The sequence below is a fragment of the Nocardioides sp. F233 genome (assembly GCF_057813895.1).
Genome location: NZ_JBVASH010000001.1, coordinates 502,506 through 524,732 on the forward strand (window position 1 = coordinate 502,506; position 22,227 = coordinate 524,732).

Annotated in this window: 23 protein-coding genes and 1 tRNA gene; 15 read left to right on the forward strand and 9 right to left on the reverse strand. The window is 72.7% G+C overall.

Annotated elements, in window-relative coordinates:
• Positions 1 to 39: 39 nt before the first annotated feature.
• From ACZYRU_RS02375 to ACZYRU_RS02390, 4 genes are all read left to right on the forward strand, one after another.
• A complete protein-coding gene (locus ACZYRU_RS02375) occupies positions 40 to 1,224 on the forward strand; it encodes a hypothetical protein (protein WP_488955475.1) in 1,185 nt (394 codons plus the stop codon).
• Positions 1,221 to 3,458: a sensor histidine kinase gene (locus ACZYRU_RS02380; protein ID WP_488955476.1), complete on the forward strand. Its 2,238-nt coding sequence runs from the start codon at positions 1,221 to 1,223 to the stop codon at positions 3,456 to 3,458. Before ACZYRU_RS02375 ends, ACZYRU_RS02380 begins: the two co-directional genes overlap by 4 nt.
• A gap of 65 nt (positions 3,459 to 3,523) precedes the next feature.
• Entirely contained in the window at positions 3,524 to 4,018 is a 495-nt protein-coding gene (locus ACZYRU_RS02385) for a tRNA adenosine deaminase-associated protein (protein ID WP_488955477.1), read from the forward strand.
• A gap of 29 nt (positions 4,019 to 4,047) precedes the next feature.
• Positions 4,048 to 4,482: a nucleoside deaminase gene (locus ACZYRU_RS02390; protein ID WP_488955478.1), complete on the forward strand. Its 435-nt coding sequence runs from the start codon at positions 4,048 to 4,050 to the stop codon at positions 4,480 to 4,482.
• Positions 4,483 to 4,491: 9 nt separating this feature from the next.
• Here the strand turns inward: ACZYRU_RS02390 and eda are convergent, their stop codons facing one another.
• Genes eda through zwf form a run of 3 tightly spaced genes read right to left on the reverse strand, consistent with a single transcriptional unit; the run spans position 4,492 to position 8,442 of the window.
• Positions 4,492 to 5,115 carry a bifunctional 4-hydroxy-2-oxoglutarate aldolase/2-dehydro-3-deoxy-phosphogluconate aldolase gene (eda, locus tag ACZYRU_RS02395; protein WP_488955479.1) on the reverse strand — a complete coding sequence of 208 codons (624 nt, stop codon included), beginning with the start codon at positions 5,113 to 5,115 and terminating at the stop codon, positions 4,492 to 4,494.
• On the reverse strand, positions 5,102 to 6,952 hold the full coding sequence (gene edd, locus ACZYRU_RS02400) for a phosphogluconate dehydratase (RefSeq protein WP_488955480.1): 1,851 nt from the start codon (positions 6,950 to 6,952) through the stop codon (positions 5,102 to 5,104). Before edd ends, eda begins: the two co-directional genes overlap by 14 nt.
• The gene (gene zwf, locus ACZYRU_RS02405) at positions 6,949 to 8,442 is read right to left on the reverse strand and encodes a glucose-6-phosphate dehydrogenase (RefSeq protein WP_488955481.1); all 1,494 of its coding nucleotides are present in this window, start codon (positions 8,440 to 8,442) and stop codon (positions 6,949 to 6,951) included. The genes edd and zwf overlap by 4 nt, the downstream gene beginning before the upstream one ends.
• Positions 8,443 to 8,532: 90 nt before the next feature.
• Here zwf and ACZYRU_RS02410 point away from each other — a divergent pair, with 90 nt between their 5' ends.
• A complete protein-coding gene (locus tag ACZYRU_RS02410; protein WP_488955482.1) occupies positions 8,533 to 9,720 on the forward strand; it encodes an ROK family protein in 1,188 nt (395 codons plus the stop codon).
• Here ACZYRU_RS02410 and ACZYRU_RS02415 read toward each other — a convergent pair.
• The 4 genes from ACZYRU_RS02415 to ACZYRU_RS02430 all read right to left on the reverse strand — a co-directional run bounded on the left by ACZYRU_RS02415 (position 9,711) and on the right by ACZYRU_RS02430 (position 12,637).
• On the reverse strand, positions 9,711 to 10,079 hold the full coding sequence (locus ACZYRU_RS02415; RefSeq protein ID WP_488955483.1) for a DUF779 domain-containing protein: 369 nt from the start codon (positions 10,077 to 10,079) through the stop codon (positions 9,711 to 9,713). The two genes, ACZYRU_RS02410 and ACZYRU_RS02415, sit on opposite strands and share 10 nt — an antisense overlap.
• Positions 10,079 to 11,602 carry an acetaldehyde dehydrogenase ExaC gene (gene exaC, locus ACZYRU_RS02420; RefSeq protein WP_488955484.1) on the reverse strand — a complete coding sequence of 508 codons (1,524 nt, stop codon included), beginning with the start codon at positions 11,600 to 11,602 and terminating at the stop codon, positions 10,079 to 10,081. Before exaC ends, ACZYRU_RS02415 begins: the two co-directional genes overlap by 1 nt.
• A 127-nt stretch (positions 11,603 to 11,729) precedes the next feature.
• Positions 11,730 to 12,293: a YceI family protein gene (locus tag ACZYRU_RS02425; protein WP_488955485.1), complete on the reverse strand. Its 564-nt coding sequence runs from the start codon at positions 12,291 to 12,293 to the stop codon at positions 11,730 to 11,732.
• Positions 12,290 to 12,637: a rhodanese-like domain-containing protein gene (locus ACZYRU_RS02430; protein ID WP_488955486.1), complete on the reverse strand. Its 348-nt coding sequence runs from the start codon at positions 12,635 to 12,637 to the stop codon at positions 12,290 to 12,292. Before ACZYRU_RS02430 ends, ACZYRU_RS02425 begins: the two co-directional genes overlap by 4 nt.
• Before the next feature lie 107 nt (positions 12,638 to 12,744).
• On the opposite strand from ACZYRU_RS02430, the gene ACZYRU_RS02435 reads away from it, so the two are divergent.
• The gene (locus ACZYRU_RS02435; protein WP_488955487.1) at positions 12,745 to 13,191 is read left to right on the forward strand and encodes a MarR family winged helix-turn-helix transcriptional regulator; all 447 of its coding nucleotides are present in this window, start codon (positions 12,745 to 12,747) and stop codon (positions 13,189 to 13,191) included.
• A 20-nt stretch (positions 13,192 to 13,211) separates the two neighbouring features.
• On the opposite strand, the gene ACZYRU_RS02440 is transcribed toward ACZYRU_RS02435, so the two are convergent.
• Positions 13,212 to 14,426, reverse strand: a complete 1,215-nt coding sequence (locus ACZYRU_RS02440; RefSeq protein ID WP_488955488.1) for a GAF domain-containing protein — start codon at positions 14,424 to 14,426, stop codon at positions 13,212 to 13,214.
• A gap of 222 nt (positions 14,427 to 14,648) precedes the next feature.
• Between ACZYRU_RS02440 and ACZYRU_RS02445 the strand changes: the two genes are divergently transcribed.
• From ACZYRU_RS02445 to ACZYRU_RS02480, 8 genes are all read left to right on the forward strand, one after another.
• Entirely contained in the window at positions 14,649 to 15,320 is a 672-nt protein-coding gene (locus ACZYRU_RS02445) for a hypothetical protein (RefSeq protein WP_488955489.1), read from the forward strand.
• Positions 15,321 to 15,375: 55 nt separating this feature from the next.
• Positions 15,376 to 15,465: transfer RNA gene (locus tag ACZYRU_RS02450), tRNA-Ser, on the forward strand.
• Positions 15,466 to 15,598: 133 nt separating this feature from the next.
• Positions 15,599 to 16,285 (forward strand): hypothetical protein, encoded by a 687-nt coding sequence (locus ACZYRU_RS02455; RefSeq protein WP_488955490.1) that lies wholly within the window; start codon positions 15,599 to 15,601, stop codon positions 16,283 to 16,285.
• 123 nt (positions 16,286 to 16,408) lie between these two features.
• A complete protein-coding gene (locus ACZYRU_RS02460) occupies positions 16,409 to 17,038 on the forward strand; it encodes a DedA family protein (RefSeq protein WP_488955491.1) in 630 nt (209 codons plus the stop codon).
• Positions 17,038 to 17,724, forward strand: coding sequence for a response regulator transcription factor (locus ACZYRU_RS02465; RefSeq protein WP_488956235.1), 687 nt, complete (start codon positions 17,038 to 17,040; stop codon positions 17,722 to 17,724). The genes ACZYRU_RS02460 and ACZYRU_RS02465 overlap by 1 nt, the downstream gene beginning before the upstream one ends.
• 14 nt (positions 17,725 to 17,738) lie before the next feature.
• Positions 17,739 to 19,139: a sensor histidine kinase gene (locus ACZYRU_RS02470; protein ID WP_488955492.1), complete on the forward strand. Its 1,401-nt coding sequence runs from the start codon at positions 17,739 to 17,741 to the stop codon at positions 19,137 to 19,139.
• 128 nt (positions 19,140 to 19,267) lie between these two features.
• Complete coding sequence (locus ACZYRU_RS02475) at positions 19,268 to 19,417, forward strand: hypothetical protein (protein WP_488955493.1); 150 nt, start codon at positions 19,268 to 19,270, stop codon at positions 19,415 to 19,417.
• A gap of 268 nt (positions 19,418 to 19,685) precedes the next feature.
• A complete protein-coding gene (locus ACZYRU_RS02480; RefSeq protein ID WP_488955494.1) occupies positions 19,686 to 21,305 on the forward strand; it encodes a sigma-70 family RNA polymerase sigma factor in 1,620 nt (539 codons plus the stop codon).
• On the opposite strand, the gene ACZYRU_RS02485 is transcribed toward ACZYRU_RS02480, so the two are convergent.
• Entirely contained in the window at positions 21,259 to 21,555 is a 297-nt protein-coding gene (locus tag ACZYRU_RS02485; RefSeq protein ID WP_488955495.1) for a hypothetical protein, read from the reverse strand. The genes ACZYRU_RS02480 and ACZYRU_RS02485 overlap by 47 nt on opposite strands.
• Before the next feature lie 206 nt (positions 21,556 to 21,761).
• Between ACZYRU_RS02485 and ACZYRU_RS02490 the strand changes: the two genes are divergently transcribed.
• On the forward strand, positions 21,762 to 22,100 hold the full coding sequence (locus ACZYRU_RS02490) for a hypothetical protein (protein ID WP_488955496.1): 339 nt from the start codon (positions 21,762 to 21,764) through the stop codon (positions 22,098 to 22,100).
• Positions 22,101 to 22,227: the final 127 nt, after the last annotated feature.

Consider the following 22,227-nt stretch of genomic DNA (forward strand, 5'->3'; position numbering starts at 1 on the left):
TTTGTCCTCTCCCTCTAGTCGAGAAGCGAGGAACCCGACGTGACGTCAGGACCTTCTGGGCGCGCTCCGCTCGCACGCCGCACGGTCGCCAGGTTGGCGGCGCTCGCCGCGGTGGCCGCGGGCGCCCTGACCTTCACCGCGGCCGGCCCGGTCGCCGCCCCGGCCCAGGCCGCCAGTGGTGACGACGCGCTCACCGTGCGCGTCATCCGCGACATGGGTGCGAACGGCGCGTGGGACGCGCTGATCGACCTGCCTCTCGCCGGCGTGACGGTCACCGTGACCGATGCCTTCGGTGCCAGCGTCGACCTGGTGACCGACGCCAGCGGTGCGGCGACCCTGACCGCCGGCGACACGCGGCTGGCCGGTGCCAAGTACCGCGTCAACGTCGCCAACCCCGACGCGGCGTACTACTCGGCGGCGGTCGCCTCCTTCGACGACCCGGCCGACACCCCGCCGGCGACCCGGCTCTCGTCGAACCAGGAGTTCGTCGACCTGACCGCCGGCGACGTCACCGTGACCACGGGCTTCATGCACGCGCGCGACTACTGCCAGTCGAACCCGCAGGTCGCCAACGCCAGCCAGCCGGGCATGTTCAACCACGTTGACAGCGACTCGGTCGACACCAGCGCGCGCGGCACCCTGTTCCTGAAGAACTACACGTCGGTGAGCCTCGACTCGATCGTCCAGTCGGCCGACACCCCCGCGGCCGGCACCGGCACCGTCTACGGCATCGCCGACGACCGGGTCCGCAAGAACGTCTTCTCAGCGGCCTACGCCAAGCGCGACGGCGCCTACGGCCCCCTCGGCGCCGGCGGCATCTACGTGACCGACCCCGCGACCGGCCAGACCAAGCCGTTCACGACGGTGCCCAACGCCGGCATCACGCCGCACGACTTCACCACCGTGGTCGACGGCGGTGACAAGGACGCCGTCTTCGCGGCGGTCGTCGGCAAGGAGTCGTTCGGCGCGATCATCATGAGCGAGGACTACTCCAAGCCCTTCGCCGTCAACGTGGTGGGCCTGCGGCAGCGCGGGCTGCTGTTCATCAGCTTCCAGAACACCCTGCGCGCGTTCACCGCGACCATGCAGCGCCTCGACGAGTCCGACCGGATGATGGAGTTCGCCGCCACCACCACCGCGTCCGGCACCTTCCTCGTGCTCCCGGGGCACACGGCGACCCGACCGCTCGGTCCACCCTGTTCGGCTGAGCGAGGCGCACCGTGACCCGTCGTGGGTGGGCGACCTCGAGCTTCGAGCGCGCGGTGCGGTGGGCGTTCCTCGCCGGCATCGTGGTGTGGACGCCGGTCGTGGTCGCGGCGTACGTCGCCGGTCCGGAGCGGCACCACGATGCCACCTTCACGGTCATGGTGAACGTCGCACTCCTCGCGCTCGCTGTCGGTGGGTGCCTGTCGCGGCGAGTGCCGGCGTGGTGGGTGTTCCGGATCCAGCACGTCGTGTTCGTGTTCGACTGGGCCCAGACCACGGGGCCGTCGACCCCGTTCGCCGTGGCGACCTATCAGGTCTTCATCTTCGCCACCGTGGCCGAGGGCCTCACGATGCGGCGTCGTGCGCACGTCGTCTTCTCGGTGCTGTGGTGCCTGGCCCTGCCTGTCTGCGTCTACCTCGTCCAGCCGTCGTACGGCGTCCAGGTGCCGCTGACCGTTGCGGTGACCGGCCCGCTGCTCCTCGCGGTGAGCCAGCCCGGGGTCACGCCCCTGCTGCGCTTCGCCCGGTCGGTCGACAAGAACCACGACCAGTCGGTCCGCGCACTGGTGCGGCTCGACGCACAGGCCGCGACCGTGCGAAGGGCCGCCGAGGAGCAGCGGCAGGTCCACGACACCGCCATCAACACCCTGGCCGCCATCGCCCGCGGTGGCTCGGCCGTCGTCGACGTCGAGGCGGTCCGCGACCGGTGCCGCGCCGACACCGCGGTCCTCGAGCAGCTGATCAGCGCCTCGGCGCTCGGGGTCGTCGCGCCCGCACCACCCGACGAACCACGTGCGCGGCGCACGATCGGAGTGGTGATGCCCGGCCTCTCGGGGATTCCGCTCGCCGGGTTCTGGGAGGGGTTGCCGTTGGGTGTCCGGTCCGCCCTCGGCGGCGCGATCGGCGAGCTGGTCACCAACGCGGAGAAGCACTCGGGTGCGGCCGAAGTCAGCGTCGACATCCGCGGCGACGACGGCCACGGCGTCCGGGTCGTCGTGAGGGACGAGGGGTGTGGCTTCGCGCCGGCGCAGATCGTGCAGCGGGGGCTCGCGTCCTCCGTGCGGGACCGGCTCGCCGACGAGGGCATCGGCCTCGATCTCCGCACCGCACCCGGCGAGGGCGTCCGGGCCACGATGACCTGGCGACCGACCGCCGCTCGTGGTCCTGCCGAGGGCGCGGACTTCCGCCATGATGTCGACCAGATCCGGATGATCGGCGCTCTCCTGATGCTCTTGCTGGCGGGCACCGGCGGGATCGCGGAGGGCGCGCTCAACCACCCGGGGGAGCTGACCCCCGACTACCTGCTGTGTGCCGTGGTCCTCGCGACGGCGTGGCTGTCGTGGCGCGGCTGGCGCCGCCACGGCCGGTTGACCCGGACGGCGGCCGCGGCGCTGGTGGTGGTCGCGCCGGTCACCTTCCTGATCTCGGGCTGGAGCGTCGACTTCGGCGGGGGCTACAACCTGGCCTGGCAGGCCCTCGCGGCGTCCTTCTCCCTCTTCGTGCTGGTGGCCGGGACCCGGTCGAGCCGGCTGGTCGGGACCGGCATGGCGGCGTACGCCGCAACGGCGGTGACCGCAGCGCTGGTGCTCGCCGACTCCGAGGCCGCGGCGACGACGACGCTGGTCGTCGGCGCCACCGGGCTGGTCTGGGTCGGAGGCTGGGCGGCTTGCAACCGGAAGCTCGGACGGATGGCCTCGCGCGCAGTCCGCGAGCACGAGCAGGCGGTGCGCGCCGACGAGACGGCCGAAGCGCAGGCGGTCGCAGCGCTGATCCGGGCGCGCTGGCGGCTTGCCGGGATCGAGGACGCGGCGTGCCTGCTGCGCGAGCTCGGCTGCACCCTGGACCCGGCATCCCCTGAGGCGCGAAGGCGCTGCGGCACCGAGGAGACCTACCTGCGCCAGCTGATCCTGCTCCCGCCCGAGCTGGTCAACATCGGCGGATGGATCTGCCAGGCGCTGTCCACCGCCCGCGAGCGCGACGTGAACCTCAAGATCCGCGCGGGCGTCGCGGACGTCGGCTCGGCGACCGCCGAGCGTTGGGGGCAGTACCTGATCGACGCGACCGCCGCCGTCGAACCCGGGACCGATCTCGTCGTCTCCCTCTTCGACGCCGGCGACGGGCTGCAGCTCCGGATGGTGGCCGACGACCCACGGGTCGCCGCGCTCGCCCGGGGCCGGGACTGGGGCGCCGAGGTCGAGCTGGAGATCCAGCAGTTCGCCGAGCAGCTGCTGGTCCGGGTCGGGCCGGCGTAGGCCCCAGTCCACCGCCGGGGCGAATTCCTCTGGCCCTGCGACCGGTCCCGTGCCACGCTTGACGCATGACCGCTAGCGGCACGGCCATCGAATCGGTCGACTTCGCCCTCGCCGCCTACCGCGAGGAGGGCGTGTGGCAGCTGGCCGAGCTGTCGCCCGATCATGCCACCGACGTCGAGACCCTCGCCGCCGCGCTGCGGCGCTTCCCGGGTGACGGCGGGGCCCTCGGCCTGGTCGCGGTCGAGGAGGACTTCTTCGTCGTCGTCCGCGTCGCCGGGCCACGCACCCGGGTGATGCTCTCCGACATCACCGCCGCGAGCGAGTGGGAGGTGGCCGCGGTCGTGCTCGAGCACCTCGGCCTGCCGCCGGTCGAGGACGAGGACAACCCCGAGCCCGCCGGCGACCTCGAGCTGCTCAGCGACCTCGGCGTCGACGCGATGGACCTCGCCGCGATCCTCGACGACGACGAGCTCTACCCCGACGAGATGCTGTCCGAGATCGCCCGCGGCCTCGGCTTCGGCGACCTCTTCGACGACACCGTCGGCCTCACCTCCGCGTGAGGGCACCGCTTGCCCGCTGGGAGGAGCCGATGCGCGCCGCCCTCGCCGAGGCCTCCGCCGCGCTCGCCACGGGCGACGTACCCATCGGCGCGGTCGTCGTGTCCGCCGACGGTGTCGTCCTCGGCACCGGCCGCAACGTCCGCGAGCGCGACGCCGACCCCACGGGCCACGCCGAGGTCGTCGCGCTGCGCGAGGCCGCCGCCGCTCGCGGCGAGTGGCGCCTCACCGGCTGCACCCTCGTCGTCACGCTCGAGCCGTGCACCATGTGTGCCGGCGCGGCCGTCCTGTCCCGGGTCGACCGGGTCGTGTTCGGTGCCTACGACGACAAGGCCGGTGCCGTCGGCTCGCTGTGGGACGTCGTACGCGACCGCCGGCTCAACCACCGCCCCGAGGTCCTCGCCGGGGTGCTCGCCGAGGAGTCGGCGGCGCTGCTCGACGGCTTCTTCGCCTCCCAGCGGGGTTGACGCACGAGCTCACCCCAGGGCGGCAGCCTCTGCGGCGAGCTTGCTGATCCGCTCCCAGTCCCCGGCGGCGACGGCGTCGGCGGGGGTGAGCCAGGAGCCGCCGACGCAGCCGACGTTCGGGAGCGCGAGGTAGCCGGGCGCGGAGGCGGGGGTGATGCCGCCGGTCGGGCAGAACCTTGCCTGGGGGAGGGGGCCGGCGACCGAGCGGAGGTACGGCGCCCCACCGGCCGCCTCGGCGGGGAAGAACTTCATCTCCGTGATGCCCGCCGACAGCACGGCCATCACCTCGGAGACGGTCGACGTACCGGGCAGGAAGGGCACGCCCGTGTCCTGCATCGCCGCCAGCAGGGCAGGGGTGCAGCCGGGGGAGACCAGGAAGCCCGCGCCCGCGGCCACCGCGGCCGACGCCTGGCCGGGGGTGACGATCGTCCCGGCGCCGAGCGCGATCTCGGGCACCTCGGCCGCGATCAGACGGATCGCGTCGAGGGCCACCGGGGTGCGCAGGGTCAGCTCGATGGCGGGCAGGCCGCCGTCGACGAGCGCCCGGGCGATGGGTACGGCGGTCGCCAGGTCGTCGATCACGACCACCGGGAGCACGGGGACCAGGTCGAGGGCGGAGTCAGGCGCGGACAAGAGGCACCTCCGGGGAAGCAGCAGCGGGGACGGGGAAGATCGAGGCACCCTGGTCGGCCGGGCCGACGGTGGCGCGGAAGGCGGCGAACAGCTCGCGGCCGGTGCCGGCCCAGGCCTCGCCCGCGGGAGCAGCCCCGACGGAGGGGCGTCCGGCGAGGTCGGCGGCGATGGTCAGCACCCCGGCGTCGGCGTCGAGCGTGATCACGTCGCCGTCGCGGACCCGGGAGAGCGGACCGCCGAGGGCGGCCTCCGGGGTGACGTGGATGGCGGCGGGGACCTTGCCCGAGGCGCCGGACATCCGGCCGTCGGTGACGATCGCGACCCGCTGCCCGCGGTCCTGCAGGACCCCGAGTGCCGGGGTCAGCTTGTGCAGCTCGGGCATCCCGTTGGCGGCTGGGCCCTGGTACCGGATCACCGCGACCAGGTCGATGCCGTCCAGCTCGCCCGCGGCGAAGGCGGTAAGGAAGTCGTGCTGGTCGTCGAAGACCCGCGCCGGCGCGGACACCAGGCGGTGCTCGACCGCGACTGCCGACGTCTTCACGACACCGGTCCCGAGCGGCCCGCGCACGACCTTCAGACCGCCGTCGGTCGAGAACGGCGCGGTGGCGGGCCGCAGCACCTCGACATCGAGGCTCGACGACGGGCCGGGCCGCCACGACAGCTCGCCGTCGACGAGGACGGGCTCCGCGGTGTAGCGCCGCAGCCCCCGCCCGACGATCGTCTCGACGTCCTCGTGCAGCAGCCCCGCATCGAGCAGGGTCCGCACCAGGAACCCGATCCCGCCGGCCGCGTGGAAGTGGTTCACGTCGGCCGCGCCGTTGGGGTACACCCGCGCCAGCAGCGGTACGACGGCCGACAGGTCCGCGAGGTCGTCCCAGGTCAGCAGGATCCCGGCGGCGCGGGCGATCGCGACCAGGTGCAGGGTGTGGTTGGTCGAGCCGCCACTGGCCAGCAGCGCGACGCAGGCGTTGAGCACGACCTTCTCGTCGACCAGCTCGCCGATCCCCGGGGCGGCGTCGGCGGCCCGGCGTACCGCCACCGTGGCCGCCTCCCGCGTGAGCGCCTCGCGCAGGGGCGTGTCCGGGTTGACGAAGGACGATCCCGGCAGGTGCAGGCCCATCACCTCCATCAGCAGCTGGTTGGAGTTGGCGGTGCCGTAGAAGGTGCACGTCCCCTTCGAGTGGTACGACGCCGCCTCGGCCTCGAGCAGCTCCTCGCGCCCGACCTTGCCCTCGGCGTACGCCTGCCGCACGCGCGCCTTCTCCCCGTTCGGCAACCCGGAGGTCATCGGCCCGGCCGGGACGAACACGGTCGGCAGGTGCCCGAAGGACAGCGCGCCGATCAGCAGCCCGGGGACGATCTTGTCGCACACGCCGAGCAGCAGCGCCGCGTCGAACATGTCGTGCGACAGCGCGATCGCGGTCGACATCGCGATCACGTCGCGGCTGTAGAGCGAGAGCTGCATGCCGTCACGGCCCTGGGTGATCCCGTCGCACATCGCGGGTACGCCGCCCGCGACCTGCGCCAGCCCACCCGCCCGGATCACCGCGTCCTTGAGCACGGGCGGGTACACGCCGTAGGGCTGGTGCGCGGAGAGCATGTCGTTGTAGCTGGTGACGATCGCCAGGTTGGGCTTGTGCCCACGGGCGAGCTCGGTCTTCGCGCTGCCCTCGGCGGCGGCGAAGCCGTGCGCGAGGTTGGCACAGGCGAGCCGGCCGCGCGCCGGACCGCGGACGGCGGCAGCACGGACCCGGTCGAGGTACGCCGACCGCGTGGCCGCGCTGCGCTCGACGAGCCGCTGCGTGACGTCGGCCAGGACGGGGTGGAGCTCGTTCATCGGGTGCCTTCCTGCCAGGTGCGGCCGTCCCGAGCAAGCAGCCGCTCGGCGGCCGCTGGCCCCTCGGTGCCGGGGTGGTAGCGAACGGGTTCGACCTCGGACTGCTGCCACCGGTCGAGGATCGGCTCCACCCAGCCCCACGCGGCTTCCACCTCGTCGCGGCGCATGAACAGGGTGGGGACGCCGCGCATGACGTCGCGGAGCAAGCGCTCGTACGGGTCCGGGCTCCGCTCGTCGAAGGCCTCGGCCCAGGTCAGGTCGAGGGAGGCCGGGTGCAGCCGGATCCCGCCGGGGCCGGGGTGCTTGGCGGTGAGGTGCAGCTGCATGCCCTCGTCGGGCTGCATTCGGATGGTCAGCCGGTTGGGCGTCGTGACGCCCTCGCTGTCGGGGAACATCGCGTGCGGCGGCTCCTTGAAGACCACCTCGATCGTCGACTCCTGGCGGCCCAGCCGTTTGCCGGTGCGCAGGTAGAACGGCACCCCCGACCACCGCCAGTTCTGCACCTCCGCGCGCAGCGCGACGAAGGTCTCGGTGGTGCTGGGGTGCCCGAGCTCGGTGCCGTACGACGTGTACTGGCCGCGTACCGTCGCCCGGTCGACCTCGGTGCCGGTGATCGGCGCGAGGGCACGCAGCACCTTGAGCTTCTCGTCGCGGACGGCGTCGTGCGCGTCGCCGCCGACGTACGACGGCGGCTCCATCGCGACCAGGCAGAGCAGCTGCAGCAGGTGGTTCTGCACCATGTCGCGCAGAGCGCCGGCCCGGTCGTAGTAGCCGCCGCGCTCGCCCACGCCGAGGGTCTCGGCGACGGTGATCTGCACGTGGTCGACCCAGCGGGAGTTCCAGATCGGCTCGAGGAAGACGTTGGCGAACCGCGTGACGAGCAGGTTCTGCACGCTCTCCTTGCCGAGGTAGTGGTCGATCCGGAAGATCTGCCGCTCCTCGAAGACCCGACCGACGGCGTCGTTGACCTGGCGCGAGGAGGCGAGGTCGGCGCCGATCGGCTTCTCGAGCACGACCCGGCACTGCGGGGTGACCAGGCCGAGGTCGTCGAGCCGGTCGCAGATCGGGCCGAACAGGTCGGAGGCGACGGCGAGGTAGTGGATCCGGGTCACCTGATCCTCGGTGGTTGAGGTGCGAGCGCCAGCGAGCCTCGGAACCCGGTCCTTGAGCAGGCCGTGCAGCTGGTCCCAGCCCTCGGCGGAGCCGACGTCGAGGGTGAGGTGGTGCAGCCGGGCGGTCAGCCGGTGCAGGGCTCCGGCCTCGAGGTGGTCCTCGGCGACGTGGTCGAAGAGGGCGCGGGTGACGAGGTCGCGGTAGCCGGCGTCGTCGAGGGGGCTGCGCGAGACGCCGATGATCCGGGTGCCGGCGGGCAGCTGCCCGCGGCGCTCCTGCTCGTAGAGGCCGGGCAGCAGCTTGCGCAGGGCCAGGTCGCCGGTGCCGCCGAACACGGTGAAGTCACAAGGGGGAAGCACGAGGTCGGGTGCGGTCACTCGCGCAACGCTAGTGCGTAAGGATGTCTGATGGAAGTCATGCTTATGACTTTTTCAGAACAAAGTGCACGGGGTTTAGAGTCTGCAGGCATGACGGAGGTGCGACAGCCGGTCGGTCGCGACACGGCGACGGCAGGTGAGCTGTTCGCCCTGGTGCGCGCAGGCAGGGCTTCGACCCGCGCCGACCTGGCCCGGCTCACCGGGCTGTCCCGCACCGCGGTGGTCGCCCGGGTGAGCGCGCTCGGCGAGTCCGGGCTGCTCCGGGTCGGCGCCGACCTCGCCTCCACCGGCGGCCGCCCGCCCGGCAGCCTCGCCCTCGCCGCCGACGCCGGCACGGTCCTCGCCGTCGCGATCGGCCGCTCCCGCTCCCAGGTCGCCGTCTTCGACCTGGGCGGCACCGAGCTGGCCGCCTCCGCTGTCGACCACGAGGTCGGCGCCGGCCCCGACCTGGTCATGCCGGGTGTCGCCGACCAGCTCGCGCGGCTGATCGGCGCGGACACCCCACCCGTGCTCGGCATCGGCCTCTCGCTGCCCGGTGCGGTCGACACCGAGCGGGGGGTCAGCGTCGACACGCCGGTCATGGCCGGCTGGGACGGCATCCCGCTGGCGCCCTACCTCGCCGCCGTGGCGGCCGACGCCCCGCTCTTCCTGGCCAACGACGCCGACATCCTCGCCCGCTCGGAGTACCTCGGCCACGTCGCGCAGGCCCGGGACCTGCTCGTGCTCAAGGCCTCGACCGGCCTCGGCCTCGGCGTCGTCGCCGATGGCCGGATCGTCGCCGGTTCCCTCGGCGCGGCCGGGGACCTCGGCCACACCAAGGTGCCCGAGGCCGCCGGGCGGCCCTGCCGCTGCGGGGACGTCGGCTGCCTGGAGACCATCGCAGCCGGCTGGGCGCTCGTCGCGCGGCTGCGCGAGGAGGGCCGCGAGGTCGAGCATGTCCGCGACCTGGTCGCGCACGCCCTGGCCGGCGACCCCGAGGCGAAGCAGCTGCTGCGCGAGAGCGGGCGGATGGTCGGCGAGCTGCTGGCCGTCGCCATCAACCTGCTCAACCCGCGCGCGGTCGTCCTCGGCGGCGACATGGCGGCGGCGTACGACGTCTACGCGGCCGGCGTGCGCGAGGCGGTCTACGCGCGGTCGTCCGCGCTGGCGACCCGCGAGCTGCAGTTCCTCCCGGCGACGTACGGCGACCGGGCCGGCCTCGTCGGGTGCGCCGCCCTGGCGTTGGACGAGGTGCTCAGCCCGGTCGCCGTCGACGCCCGGTTGCGCCGTCAGGCCTGAACGGCCCCGGCCTCCGCGTCGGTCAGCAGCCGCGAGCGGACCAGGAAGCGCACGCCGTGCGGCGCCTCGAGGGAGAACCCGGCGCCGCGGCCGGGGACGACGTCGATGGTGAGGTGGGTGTGCGACCAGTACGCGAACTGTGCCTTCGACATCCACACCGGCACCGCGCGGTCGAGGCCGACGTCGAGGTCGCCGAGGTGGACGTCGGCGTCGCCGAGCACGAAGTCCCCGTCCGGGTAGCACATCGGCGCCGACCCGTCGCAGCACCCGCCGGACTGGTGGAAGATCACCGGCCCGTGCGCCTCGGTGAGGCGACGGATGAGCTCCGCCGCCTCACCGGTGACTGCGACACGGCCCATCAGAAGAAGCCGAGGGCGTCCGGGCTGTACGACACCAGCAGGTTCTTGGTCTGCTGGTAGTGGTCGAGCATCATCTTGTGGTTCTCACGGCCGATGCCCGACTGCTTGTAGCCGCCGAACGCCGCACCGGCGGGGTAGAGGTGGTAGCAGTTCGTCCAGACCCGGCCGGCCTTGATCTCGCGGCCGGCGCGGTAGGCCTGCGAGCCATCGCGGGTCCACACGCCGGCGCCGAGGCCGTAGAGGGTGTCGTTGGCGACCTTGAGCGCGTCCGCCTCCTCGTCGAAGGCGGTCAGCGAGACGACCGGGCCGAAGATCTCCTCCTGGAAGATCCGCATCGAGTTGTCACCCTCGAACACGGTCGGCGTCACGTAGTAGCCCTCGGCGAGGTCGCCCTCGAGGACCGAGCGCTCGCCGCCGGTGAGCAGCTTGGCGCCCTCCTCCTTGCCGATCTCGATGTACGACAGGATCTTCTCGAGCTGGTCGTTGGAGGCCTGTGCGCCGATCATCGTCGTGTCGTCGAGCGGGTTGCCCTGCTTGACCTGCTCGACGCGCTTGACGGCGTCGTGCACGAAGTCGGAGTAGATGCTGCGCTGCACGAGCGCGCGCGACGGGCAGGTGCAGACCTCGCCCTGGTTGAGTGCGAACATCGTGAAGCCCTCGAGCGCCTTGTCGTAGAACGCGTCGCGCTCGTTGGCGACGGACTCGAAGAAGATGTTCGGGCTCTTGCCGCCGAGCTCGAGGGTGACCGGGATGATGTTCTGGCTGGCGTACTGCATGATCAGCCGGCCGGTCGTCGTCTCGCCGGTGAAGGCGACCTTCGCCACGCGCGGCGACGACGCGAGCGGCTTGCCGGCCTCGACGCCGAAGCCGTTGACGACGTTGAGGACGCCGGCCGGGAGCAGGTCGCCGATCAGCTCGACCAGCTTGAGGATCGACCACGGGGTCTGCTCGGCGGGCTTCAGCACGACAGCGTTGCCGGCGGCCAGCGCGGGGGCGAGCTTCCAGACCGCCATCAGGATGGGGAAGTTCCACGGGATGATCTGGCCGACGACGCCGAGCGGCTCGTGGAAGTGGTACGCCACGGTGGTCTCGTCGAGCTCGCCCGCCGAGCCCTCCTGCGCCCGCAGCACGCCGGCGAAGTAGCGGAAGTGGTCGATCGCCAGCGGGATGTCGGCCGCGAGGGTCTCACGGACCGGCTTGCCGTTCTCCCAGGTCTCCGCGACGGCGATCTCGGTGAGGTGGGCCTCGATCACGTCGGCGATCCTGTTCAGGATGTTGGCGCGCTCGGTGGCGGAGGTCCTGCCCCAGGCGGGGGCGGCCGCGTGGGCGGCGTCGAGCGCGGCCTCGATGTCCTCCTCGGTGCCGCGGCCGACCTCGGTGAACGGCTTGCCGTTGACCGGCGAGATGTTCTCGAAGTAGCCGCCCTTGATCGGGTCGACCCACTGGCCGCCGATGTAGTGGCCGTAGCGGCTGGCGACGGAGACGAGCGAGTCGGGCTGTCCGGGGGCGGCGTACACGGTCATGGTCTGCTCCAAGCGGTGTCGGGATCGTCGGTGTGACGGCGATCACGACGCTAGGCAGCGCCACGTTGCAGGTTCGTTGCGCTGCCGGCCGGGAGCGTCCTCCCGTCCGGCAGCGCGGGTGCGACCGTCAGGAGGCGAGCACGGTCTCGATGTCGATCGTGATCTCGATGTCCTTGCTGACGAGCAGTCCGCCGGCCTCGAGCACGACGTTCCAGGTGATGCCGAAGTCCTCGCGGTTGACCCGGGTGGAGGCCGAGAAGATCGCGCGTACGCCGCCCCACGGGTCGCGCACCTGGCCCTCGAAGCGCACGGCCAGGTCGACCGAGCGGGTCGCCCCGTGGATGGTCAGGTCGCCGGTGACCGTGCCGTTGCGGCCCTCGCCCCACGCGACGCCGGTGCTGCGGAAGGTGGCCTCCGGGAAGGCCGCGACGTCGAACAGCTCGGCCGAGCGCAGGTGCTCGTCGCGGTCGGCGCTGCCGGAGCTGACGCTCGCCATGCCGATCACGACGTCGACCTGCGACTGCGTGATGTCGTCGGCGACGGTCAGGGTGCCGGTGACGTCGGTGAAACGCCCCCGCACCTTGGTGACCATGAAGTGCCGGCCGGTGAAGGCGACGTCGGCGTGACCCGGGTCGATCTCCCAGCGGCCGGGCGTCGGGAGTGCGTGCGTGGTGACGTCGGTGGCGGTCATGCCGGCACCACGTTCTGGCCCGTCTCCACCGGGCGACCCGACTCGACCCAGTCCTGGATCCCGTCCGGGTAGGTGCGGACGTCGGTGTAGCCGAGCTGCTCGAGCCTGCGGGCGACCGCACCGCTGTTGCCGCAGGCGCGGTTGGAGCAGTAGGTCACGACGGTCCGGTCGCGGTCGGGGAGGACGACGGACGCGCGGGTGGCGACGTCCGGCTCGACCAGGTTGATCGCGCCCGGGAGGTGTGCCTGGTTGTAGTACGACTCCGGCAGGGCGTCGACCAGCGTCAGCGGGTGCCCGCTGTCGATGAGCTCGACGAGCTCGGAGCCGGTGAGGTCCTTGACCATGGGAGGTTCTCCTTCGAGTAGTTATGTGCGTGTGCACGCACATGATTGCTCGGGCCGATTCTGCTTGTCAAGGTGCGTGTGCGCGCACGTAGTTCTACGATGGGCCCATGGCACGCACCCCGGACGACGAACCCGGCGTCACCGCATGGGCCGCGCTGCTGCGCGCCCACGCGGCCGTCGTACCCAAGCTCGGGCGGGCGGTCGCCGCCGCCGGCCTGCAGATCTCCTGGTACGACGTGCTGCTGGTGCTCAACGCCGCGCCGGAGCGCCGGCTGCGGATGTCGGACCTCGGCGCTGCGGCCGTGCTGAGCCGTGAGCAGATCAGCCGCGTCGTCAGCGAGCTGGAGCGCGCGGGCCTGGTCGAGCGGGTCCCCAACCCGGACGACAAGCGGTCGTCGTACGCGACGATCACCGCCGCTGGTCGTCAGCGGCTGCGGGCCGCGGCGCCGTCGTACCTCTCCGCGATCGAGGAGCACTTCGCGCGACACCTGACCGCGACCGAGGTCGCCGCCGTCGCCCGCGCGCTCGGCAAGGTCGTCGCGGCGGAGGAGTAGTCCAACTCAGCCTCGAGGCTTCAGGCCAGGTCGGCGTCGAGACGCGCGAGCTGGCCCTCGACCAGGGCGCGCATCGGCGACGACGCCGGTACGACGGACCGCTGGGCCAGCCACATGTCGTAGTCGTCTCGGCCCCAGCCGGAGCGGGTCCAGGTCGACATCAGGTCGGGAGCGCCCGAGCGCAGCAGCGCCTGGCGCAAGGATGCGGCCAGCGACTCGCGCAGCCGGACGACGCCCGGTGCGGTCGAGCGGGGGAGCACCGGTCCGCCGTACCCCCGCATCGCGCTGCGCAGGTCGCCCGCCGCGAGCTGGGCCTCGACCGCGAGCCAGTCGCCGGTGACCGGCGCGGCGAGGCGGTAGGGGCGCGAGGCGAGCAGCTCGTCGCCGAGCAGGCCGCGCAGCCGGTTGAGCTCGGCGCGCAGGGTCGACGTACCGCCGTCCTCCTCGTAGAGCAGCACGCCGAGCTCGTCGCCGGACAGGCCGGCGGGGGAGGAGGCGAGCAGGGCGAGGATCTCGCTGTGGCGGCGGGAGAGGCGCAGCCGGGAGAGCTTGCCGCGGCCGTCGTCGATCGTCACCAGGGCCTCGTCGTGGCCGAGCAGCTCGAGCACGATCCGCAGCCCGGTGTCGCGGTCGCCGCGTGCGGGCGGGGGCGCCTGCCGGGCGAGCTCGGCCTCCGCGAGGCGGGCCGCCGCGCGGACCATCGCCATCGTCTGCGGTACGACGAGCGCGTCGCCGCCCGTCACGTCGAGCACACCGAGCACCCGGCTCGTGCCCGGGTCGTGGATCGGCGTTGCCGCACAGCTCCACGAGCGGACCGCCGAGCGGAAGTGCTCGTCGCGGGTGATGAAGGCGTCCCGGCCGGTGGCCAGAGCGAGCCCCGGTGCGTTGGTGCCGGCGAGCCGCTCGTCCCAGTTGCTCCCCTCGACGAAGCCGATCCGCTCCGCCTCGCGCAACCGCTCCGGCGTACCGCAGACCCAGAGCAGGGTGCCCTCCGCGTCGGCCAGCGCCATCACCGCACCGCAGTCCCGCACCTCGCGCCCGAGCACGTCGTCGAGCAGCGGGAACACCCGTGCCAGGGCGTGCGCCTCGCGCTGCCCGCGCAGGTCCGGCGTCTCGAGGGCGATCGGCGCTTCGCGCTGGGTGACCTCGACGCCGGCAGCGGCGGACCGCTCCCAGGACGCGGCGACCTCCGCGCGCATGCCGCGCGAGCGGTTGTCCATCAGCGCAGTAGCCACGGCGTCTCTCCCATGTGACGAGCGTCTCTCGGGACGACGATGACGGACAGAGGTTGCATCCAGGTTGCATCGCCCTCCGGGACGCGTGTCCCGGGGAGTCGGAGGACGGCTGTCCCGACTTCGCGTCCCCGCGTCCTGACTGCGCCCGAAGACCTTCTCCGCCCGGCCGCGGCTGCCTAGCGTCCTGCCCGTCCCCCTCCCCAGAGCCCCCGGAGAAGTCCCATGAGTTCCCGTCGTCTTGCCGCCCGCACCACCCCCGTCGGCCTCGCCGCCCTGGTCGCCGTCGCCGTCCTCGGCAGCACCGGCGGTGCGGTCGCCGGCACCCTGATCACCGGCGCCCAGGTCAAGAACGGCAGCCTCACCGGCCGCGACCTCCGCGACGGCTCCGTCGCCGGGGTGGACGTCGGCGACGGCTCGCTCACCGGAGCGGACGTGGGCGACGGCTCGCTCGCCGGCGGCGACATCGCGGACGGGTCGCTCTCCAGCAGCGACCTGGCCGACGAGGCCGGCGTGTGGGGTGCGGGCAGCGACCAGCACCTCACCGCGTCGGACAACGGCGGGGTGCAGGCCACCGCCACCTTCCCCACCGAGAAGGGCTTCCTCCAGGTCACCGGCACCCTCCAGGCCGAGGACGAGGGCGGTGACTCCGGGTTCGGCAGGGTGCTCTACCGCCTCCTCGTCGACGGCCGCCTCGCCTCACCGGTCCACCAGCTCGAGTTCGTCGCACCCGGCGTCAGCGCTCCCGGCACCGTCGCGACCGTCGTACCGGTCACCGCCGGGTCGCACACCGTCACCCTGCTCACGACCGAGGTCGGCACGGGCTCGGTCATCGAGGCCCGCGAGCTCACCGCCGTCTACGTCCCTTCCGGCGGCAGCACCTTGAACATCGGCTGACCGGCCCGCTACCCGGATTTCGGACCCTCGCCGCCGCTCCGGTAATGTCTCCCGCGGTGACGTGTCCGAGCGGCCTAAGGAGAACGCCTCGAAAGCGTTTGTGGGCGCAAGTCCACCGAGGGTTCAAATCCCTCCGTCACCGCCAGCCACGAGGGCGTTTGATCTGCGGATGCGGACCAAACGCCCTCGCGCGTTTCCGTCACGGGATCAGGCGAACCGGAGACATGCGCCGACTTCCTGCGGCAGGATGCGGACCCGGCCCGAACACAGGGGAACTCGTGAAGCTTGCTGCCGCCGGCGCCGTCACTGCCGCACTCCTCCTCGCCTCGGCCTGCGGGGGCGCCTCTGAAGGCGGCGCCACGGGGCAGTCCACTCGTGGCGCGGGGACCACGGAGGCCGCAGCCACGATTGGGACCGAGACGGCTCCAACCTCTGCTCCGGAGCCTGCGTACGCGCTTCTCCCGAAGAGCCGTCTCGACGCAGCACTGCTCACCATCGACGACCTGCCGGTCGGCTACAGCCAGGATCCTCCGAGCGAGCAGACCACCAAGACCTTCTGTGACTACAGGCAGCCCTTCACCGAGAAGGTGTCGGTCTCACGCGACTTCACCAAGGGTGGGGGGGTGTCGTCCGAGATCCTGCGTGTCGGGCTGCGCCAGTATGCGTCGGCGGACGAGGCCCGCGCGGCGTTCGAGGCGCTGACCGAGGCGCTGAGCACCTGCACGGGTGAGACGTACGACGGCAGCAGGCTGGTGTACGCCCCGATGTCCGCGCCCGAGGTCGGTGACAGGTCGGTGGGGGTGCGCATCACGGCAGACGGCTACACCCTGCTGCAGAACTTCGCCCTCGTCGGGCCGACCTTGGTCTCGACCGGCGGTGGCGGTCTCATGGAAGCCGACGCGGACGAGGTAGCGAGCCTTATCGAGGCCCAGGTCGAGCGCTACCAGGGAGAAGCGACTCCCTAGACCCCGCACTGCACCTACGGTCGGCGTCCTCGGAAGGTGCTGTGGAAGCCAGGGAGTCGCGGATGACTGCAGTCGGAGCGAGGGTTCACGCTGCCTTCATGTCCCCCTGCCTACGGTCAGCACATGACCGGGCTCCTCGAGCACCTCCTCGCTGTCCCCGCCTGGCTGGCCGTCCTGGTGGTGTTCCTGCTGCCTGCGCTCGAGTCCTCGATCTTCCTCGGCTTCGTGTTCCCCGGTGAGCTGGCTCTCGTGCTCGGCGGCGTGGTCGCCGGGCAGGGGCATGTCCCGGTCGCCGCGGTGGCGGCCGCGGGCATCGCCGGTGCCGCCGCGGGCGACACCTTCGGCTACCTCGTCGGTCGCCGGTGGGGCCGGCGGATCCTCGATTCCACGGTGGGCCGCTTCGTGCGGGCCGAGCGGCTGGACCAGGCCGAGCACGCGCTGGCGCGGCGCGGTGGCGCGGCGGTGCTGGTCGGCCGGTTCACGGTTGCGCTGCGGGTGCTGGTGCCGGGCCTGGCCGGGATGGGGCGGATGCCGTACCGCCGCTTCCTGCTCGCCAACCTCACTGGCGCTGTGCTGTGGGGCGGGATGATGGTGGCGGCCGGCTACCTCGCGGGCAGCAGCTGGCAGCACGTTGCCCACCAGCTCTCCAACGCCGGCCTGGTCCTGACCGGCGCGGTCGTCGTGTTCTTCGTCGGCCGCCACGTCCTCGGGCGCCTCCGGCGCAGCCGTCCGAGCACTACCGTGGAGCCGTGATGCGGGTACTGGTCGCCGAGGACGACGTGCGCCTGGCCGATCTGCTCGACGAGTCGCTCAGCGAGGCCGGCTGGGACGTGGAGGTCGTCCACGACGGGCGTACGGCGTACGAGCGGCTCCTCGCCGGTACGGAGTACGACGTCGCCCTGCTCGACTGGATGCTGCCCGGGAAGGACGGGCTGAGCGTGGCGCGCCAGCTGCGTGGTCTCGGCCTGGTGACGCCGATCCTGATGCTGACCGCGCGCGGCGAGGTGAGGGACCGGATCGAAGGCCTGGACGCGGGGGCCGACGACTACCTGCCCAAGCCGTTCGACCTCGACGAGCTGCTCGCCCGGCTGCGGGCGCTCTACCGCCGCAACAGCCTGACCGGCCTGGCGCCGATCCAGGTCGGCGACCTGGTCGTCGACCCGGGGGCGCGGCGGGTGAGCAGGGCCGGCCAGGAGGTCACGCTCTCGGCGCGGGAGTTCGACATCCTCGTCCTGCTCACTGCGCACGCCGGCCAGGTCGTCACCCGGTTGACCATCCTCGACGAGGTGTGGGACGGCGAGACCGACCTGCGCAGCAACGTGATCGACGTGCACCTGGCCGCGATCCGGGCCAAGATCGACCGACCGTTCGGGACCCGCACGATCACGACCCTGCGCGGCGTCGGCTACCGGCTCGACCCGCCGGACCGGGACCAGTGACCCCGGCGAGCCCGGTGCGTCCGAACTCCTGGCCGCTGCGGGTGCGCCTGGTCGCGGGCTTCTCGGTCGCGACGCTCGTCGTGCTGGTCGCCGCGGGTGCCTTCGTCTACTGGCGGGTCGACTACGCGCTCGACCGCGCGCTCGACACCGAGCTCGCCCACGGGGTCAGCACCCTGGGGCCGCTCGTCGGGGAGGACGGGACGGCCCGCGACCGCGACGCGGCCGAGGCGGTCGGGCTCGCCTGGCAGGTGCTGGACCCCGACGGGGCCGTCGTCGACCGCGGCGGACCAGCCGGTACGACGCCGATGCTCGTCACCTCCGGCTACGGCAAGCACGACGTCGAGGCGCGGCTCTCGACCGGGCGGGCGTCGTACCGGATCCGGGTGGTGGGGCTGGCGCACCAGCGCCGGCTGCTGGTGGGAGTACGGCGCGACCGCGAGGACGAGGCGTTGCGGGAGCTGCTCCTCCAGCTCGTCGTCGCCGGCCTCGGCACCCTGCTCGTCACGGCGTTCGTCGGTGACCGGCTGGCCCGCGCGGCGCTGCGTCCGGTGGAGCGGTATCGCCAGCAGGCAGCGGCGATCGCGGCCGGAGCGGCCGACCTGCGCCTCGAGGTCCCGGTCGGCCGCGACGACGAGGTGACCCGCCTCGGGCACACCTTCAACGACATGCTCGCCGGCCTGGAGCGGGCCCTGGAGCGGGAGCGCCAGTTCGTCGCCGAGGCCAGCCACGAGCTGCGCACCCCGGTCACCCTGCTCACCGGGCGGATCCAGCTGGCCCGTCGCCGGCAGCGGACCATCGAGGAGCACGAACGCATCCTCAGCGAGCTCGCCATCGACCTCGACCGCCTCGCGCGCCTCGCCGACCAGCTGCTCCACGTGGGCGCCGGTCCGGTCGGCGAGAGCGGGAGCGACCTGGCGCAGGTCGTCACGCGGGTCGTCGAGGAGCGCCGGGTCGCGGACCCGGCCGGGGCTGCGGGCTGGGAGGTCGAGCTGCTCGCGACCACGGCTCCGGTCGGCCTGGCCGACCACGAGGTGGAGCGGGTGCTGGCCAACCTGCTCGACAACGCCGCCCGGCACGGTGCTCCGCCGGTCCGCCTGGTCGTCGACCGGCCGGCTGCGGGTTGGGTGCGGCTGACGGTCAGCGACGCCGGTCCCGGGATGCCGCCGGCGCTGCTCGCCACTGCCACGCAGCGGTTCGCCCGCGCCGAGGAGGCCCGCTCCCGCACCGGCGCCGGGCTCGGTCTGGCCCTGGTCGCCGGGCTGACCGAGCGGGCCGGCGGCCAGCTGCGGCTGTGCCAGGCCGGGCAGCACGTGCTGCGACCGCCCGGAGCGAGCGTTCTCCCGTGCGACCACGGCGTCGGGCTGACGGTCACCGTGCTGCTGCCGGCACTGCTGGAGCGCCACGTCACGGATTGATCGCGCGTTGCCGCCGCGGGGTGCGTTCGCCGGTCCGGAACAACTCCGACCGCGCGCATCGCCCTGGTTCCGCACATGCCGGTGACCGCCTGCCCCTGTCCGGCACCGCGGCCGACCGTTGGCGGGCCGTGGACCCGCATGAGCCGCACCGGGTCTCCACTCCACTGGAGCTGCTGGTCGTCCTGGCCCTCGTGGTGGCCTTCGGCACGGCGGTGGCCGACGAGCTTGCTCGCGCGCTCGCCGAGGACGACGTGGCGCTGCAGGACGAGGAGGCCTGACCCCCGTTCGGGTGGCAAAATCGGTCGGATTCGCCCGGCTTTCTCCGGTGGCCGGGACTTCCGACCTACCGTCAGGTGAGGAGAGGTACGACACGGGCGCTCGGGCCGTTCGGCGTACCTGGTCCGGTCCATCACCGCCGCCGAGTGGCTCCCCGCGTGCAGTGCTGGTGGAACCGTCCGTTCATCGAAGCAACCCGGCCACAAGCCGATCAGGACGGGCTGGTGGACCCGCTGTCATCGCGGTCGGGGCGCCGGTCCAGGGGGAGTCATGGAGTTCACGTCCGAGGAAGTGCTGCTGGACCAGGTCCGTGAGGGAGACGAGGCCGCGTTCGGCGTCCTGTTCGTCCGTCACCGTTCCTACGCGCTCGCCGTGGCCCGGCGGATCGTCGGCGACCGAGACGCGGAGGATGTCGTCGCCGAGGCCTTCGAACGGATCTTCGCGATCCTCAAGAGCGGTCGTGGGCCGACCACGACCTTCCGGCCCTACCTCAGCGTCACGGTCCACAACGTGGCCGTGAACCGGATCCGGGTCCGCAGCAGGGAGGAGCTGACCGAGCCGACAGACCTGATCCCGTTGCTCGTCGCGGACGACACCTCGGGCAAGCACCTGACGAGCAGCGTCGTGCGCGAGGCGTTCATGGCGCTTCCCGCCCGGTGGCAGCAGGTTCTCTGGCTCTGCGAGGTCGACCGGATCCCGCACGGCGAGGTCGGTGAGCTTCTCGGCATCAGGGCCAACGCGGTCGCAGCCCTAGCACTGCGGGCCCGCCGCGGGCTTGCCGATGCCTACCTCGCGCAGTACGCCCAGTCCTCCGGTTCCGTCGAGTGCAAGAAGATCGCCACCCACCTGCCCGGGTACGTGAACGGCCACCTCGCACGCGCCCGACGTGAGGCCGTGGACCAGCACCTGAGGTCCTGCGGCACCTGCCCGGTCGCCGTCCTCGAGCTCGGCGAGGCACGCCGCGACGTGAGTGCCCTGCTCCTTCCGATCGCTGTGTCGGTCGCCGCCTCGGGAACGATCGGGGCGACGACCGTCGGCGGGATCGGCGCTGTCATCAGCGGTTCGTTCAGCAAGGGCCTGACCGGTGTGCTCGCCTCCGCCGCGGTCGCCAGTGCGGTCGCCGGCGTCGCCCTGGTGGCGGTCCGCTCGCCGGGCCCGCAGGAGACCGCCGCGCCGGTGGGGCCGCCCCGGACCGAGAGCAGTGTGGCGTCCGGCACGGGGACCCCGGTGCCCGCGCCCCCCTCCACGCGCCCGGCGCCGGACGCCGTGCACCCCGCGGCTGTCGACAGCCCGCCGCTCCGCAGGATCGTGCCGGCACCGGACGCCCCGCGCCGCCGATCCCCCGACCGGTTGCAGCCCGGCCCGAGCCCGGTGTCCGGGCAGCCGTCGAAGGCCGCCGCACCCGCCGCACCCGCCGCACCGCCGACCTCCTCGCAGCCGCCGACCACGCCGACCACGCCGAGCACCCCGAGCACCCCGAGCGCCCCGACCACCCCGACGTCACCTGCCGGTGACCCTCGGCTGGGCGTCCCGACCTGGGGCCCGTCCTCCTCCGGCCCGGCGTGGCGGCGGGTCACGATCCAGGTGGACGGCGACGGCCAGGTGGTCCGGGTCGCGCTCGGTGGCGTCGGTGCGACCAGCTACTGCGTGAGCGGCGCGGTCACCGGTGCTGGTGGCTGTACGTCGCGTGCCCAGCACATCGCCTGGGCCGACCTGGTCCCGGTGGGATCGGGGATCACCCAGCTGACGGTCGACGTGAAGGCTGCGCAGACGACATACCTCACCTTCGGCATCGTCGGTGCCGACAGCCGCGATGCCGACCTGGGCAACAACAACCGGTCGATCACGGTGCCGTCGCCGGGCCGCGGAAGCGCGGAACCGGCGGATTGAGGCGGGCGCGCCGAGTCGTCCAGCCGGGCCCGGGCGGCTTCGGCCGCGACGCGGCGGGCGAGGTCACGGCGAGATCGGACGCCGCGCGGCCCCGCTCGAGCTGTGCGACCAGGATGGCGTGCACGCGCAGCGCGTGGCGGCGCTGATGACACAGGCGGGGGCTCAGCAACGCGGTCGTGGTCAGGTTGTGGGTCATGCCGAGGGCGTGAGCAAGCACGACGTCGTCGACGAGGCCGGGCGCATCCGTCAAGCTCCGCAGTTGGAGCGCAGCGGGGTGGACGGCCAGCGCCCCAGGCACTCCACGACGCGGTGCGGCCAGCTCCAGGGTGGAGGGTGGGGGAGGTCTCGGCATGCTCAGTCGTACCTCGTAGGCGGACCAGGACCGCACCCCCGACGCGGCCCGCGATTTTCTTCCACGACCGCGTCATGTCGGCCGCCGCCACGTGTCAACCGGTCATGGGAGCCGTCACCACGAATCGTTGGTCGGACGAGCCGTCACCCGAGCGGGGCGACGGCCATCCGACCGAAGCCGCGCTGCAGCTGTTGGTCGACCACTTGATCAGCGAGAGCGTCGCCGACCTCGATCGTCCGCACGTCCTGGCCATTACCGAGGGTGGTCTCACCTACGTCTCCGGTCCGTACGCCGACGCTCAGGCGGCGGTCTGCGCGCTGGAGGACGACCGGCGGGTCAACGCCGACGTCGAAGGCGAGCGCAGCTACCGCGTCATGCCGTTGCTGCCGCCGTTCTGCCCCCACCCCGCGGAGCGGCCCGGGAGCGGGAGCGCGGATGAGTGACGTTCGCCTGACCCCCGAATGGGTGTCATTCGTCCGTGGGTGCGGCGCATTCGCTGTCGTCGGTCGTTTCGGTTCGTACAGGCTGCGCGCACCTGGAGCAGCGCTCCAGGACCGGGCCGGAAGAGAC